2 protein-coding genes are annotated in these 2,323 nt (G+C 42.9%); both read left to right on the top strand.

The features are described 5' to 3' along the window. Positions 1 to 1,849, top strand: a 1,849-nt coding sequence (locus A3761_RS23830; RefSeq protein ID WP_156492080.1) for an EAL domain-containing protein, incomplete at its 5' end; no start/stop codon positions are given. A gap of 177 nt (positions 1,850 to 2,026) precedes the next feature. Then, on the top strand, positions 2,027 to 2,323 hold a 297-nt coding region (locus tag A3761_RS23825), incomplete at its 3' end, for a hypothetical protein (RefSeq protein WP_156492079.1).

Genomic DNA, 2,323 nt, shown 5'->3' with positions numbered 1-2,323 from the left:
AGTGTTAGCTGCGGTATCGGTTGAGGATACTGAAAGCTCGACAATGCTATTGAAACTCATGGCAAGTGCAGGACTGGCAGCATTGTTTGGGACACTGTGCTTCATTTTGTTCCGTCTTAATGCCCGGCTAAAAAACAACGTAAAGTCGCATGAAGCTACCGAACAACTCATGTCGAAACTAAGTAGCGCGGTAACAAATAGTGGTTCCAGTATTGTTATTACAAGCAGCTCAGGCTTGATTGAATATGTAAATGACAAGTTTTGCCAAATAACGGGCTACCAACGCGACGAAATCGTAAATAAGCCAATCGGCATTCTCAAACCAAGCTCTGAACATTGCGCAGCTGATATTTGTGCTCTCGATAGCGGCTTCCTGCAAAAACAAGATAGTTGGGAAGGTGAAATTCTTTGCTCTAAGAAAGATTCTAGCGTTTTCTGGAACACTATTACGATCTCGGCCGTCTATGATAAACATAACGAAATTAGTAGTTACGTCCTGTCCGCCGTTGACGTCACAGCCTTAAAAGAAGCTACCCAGAAAATGGAGCACTTGGCTCTTTTTGACTCCCTGACCGGTTTAGCAAACCGTCGGCTTTTTATTGATCGACTGCACCAATCCATTCTTAATGCACGACGACATCAAAAACTGACAGCGCTGTTCTTTCTCGACCTAGACCAATTTAAACGCATCAACGACACGCTGGGACACCAGGCAGGTGATCAATTACTGCTTACGGTTGCTGACCGTTTAAAATCCTGTGTTCGAAAGCAAGATACAGTTGCCCGTTTAGGGGGGGATGAATTTACCATTCTGCTTAACGATATATCCGATATCGATAAAATATCTGCCATTGCTCAAACGATCCTGGACACTCTTAAGGAACCAGTTAGGTTGGGTAAACATGAGGTGATTGTATCAACAAGTATCGGCATTACCTTAGCACCAACAGACAGCATCAATAGCGAAACGCTCATGAAGAACGCCGACCTTGCCTTATATATGGCTAAAGAGAACGGTCGAGATGGCTACCACTTCTTTACTGAAGCCTTAAACCTCCGCGCAAACAAGCTTCTGGAAATTGAAAATGAATTACGTGAAGCAATTAAAAATAACGACTTTTACCTAAACTATCAGCCTCAAATTAATCTGAAGACGGGTGAAATATCTAGCGTTGAAGCTCTGATACGCTGGGAGCATGCGACGAAGGGAGACATTTCCCCTGCTGACTTTATTCCCGTAGCCGAAGAGACCGGCTTGATCGTACAAATTGGTGAATGGGTGCTGAGAAACGCATGTAAAGAAATCATGCAATTAAATGCCCTAACTGGTCGCTCATTGAGAGTTGCAGTTAACTTATCGCCACGCCAGTTTGATGACCCGGAACTGGTAAATGTTGTTTCAAGCGCCCTCGAGCATTCAGGCCTCGCCGCAGAAAACCTGGAAATAGAAGTAACCGAAAGTATGCTAATGAATGACATTGATGCTGTCATAGCTCAACTCAATAGCATCAAATCTACTGGTTCCACTATTACCATCGATGACTTTGGTTCAGGCTACTCCTCTTTAAGTTATTTAAAGAGCCTACCTGTAGATATTCTGAAAATTGACCAGTCATTTGTTTACGATATTCCTGATGACCTCAATGCCATGGAAATCGCGTCTGCGGTCATTGCCGTTGCACATAAACTTAACCTGAAGGTCGTTGCAGAAGGCGTTGAAAATATCGACCAAAGAGACTTCTTGGTAATCAATAAATGCGACTATGCTCAAGGATACTTCTTTAGCCGGCCATTGACCTTCAAGAAAATGCATAATTTCTTCATTGAAAGTGACCTAAAGACTGCTTAAGCATCCTCTTCTTAAGTAGTCTATTGCCCCTCCCCCAGCACTAATCAAAAATGTAAAACACTGTAAATCCGCTGCACTTGTGTGAACCTGTACTCTAGCTTAACGCTACCCAATTCCATTTACATAGAATTACATGATGTATAATGTCGTCACATTTGAGAATTTGGAGACTAAACAATGCTGGTTGTTTTCATACATAGCCTTGAAATAGCATTACTTACTTTGCTCGGCACACTTGCCTTCCGCGTACATAACTTATACACAGCTGCTGGCTACGCAGAGAGCGGGCATATTGACAGAGTGATTAAGCGCTTGATGCAAGGCGATGTTGTCGATAATCAAGAGTACGAAACCAAGATGGAAAGTCTTAAAAAAGCTCAAACCTTTTCTGGCATCCAGCTGTTAGACATCAAAAGAAATTATGGTGACCTGCACCAGGAGAATCTGTCTTGGTTACGCGAAGCGATTAGCCTT

It is taken from the genome of Oleiphilus sp. HI0123 (assembly GCF_001635315.1).
This window is presented reverse-complemented; position numbering and strand designations above follow the sequence as displayed.